Origin of the sequence: Marinococcus halophilus (genome assembly GCF_002265875.1) — a bacterium.
GTDB classification, from domain to species: Bacteria; Bacillota; Bacilli; order Bacillales; family Marinococcaceae; genus Marinococcus; species Marinococcus halophilus.
The window spans coordinates 1-308 of the sequence record NZ_NPFA01000064.1 but is presented as its reverse complement, the minus strand read 5'-3'; the positions used below and the strand labels follow the sequence as shown (position 1 = coordinate 308).

Annotated in this window: 1 protein-coding gene; it reads left to right on the top strand. The window is 59.6% G+C overall.

Annotated features, from left to right (window positions below):
- A partial coding sequence (locus tag CHL76_RS16785) for a transposase (RefSeq protein WP_198951248.1) occupies positions 1 to 308 on the top strand: 308 nt, incomplete at both ends.

Here is a 308-nt window from a genome sequence, read left to right as displayed (position 1 = left end):
GTGAAGGCCCTGCAGGAAGCTGCGAATCATCACGCCCACCATTCATCGGTGACCCGGTTTTTTCGCACGTCCCGGGTGGATGACCATGCCCTGGAGCGTAAGCTCCAGCGCTCGGTACTGCAGCACATCCGGCGGCAGGCYTCCTCCACCAACCCGGTGCTGATCGCCATCGATGATACCGTCGTTCCCAAATCGAAACCTTCGTCACAGGCGCACCACCCGATGGACGACGGCGGATACCATTTTGATCATCAGACCGGGACGACCGTTTACGGGCATCAATGGCTCACCATCATGGCAGGCACGAA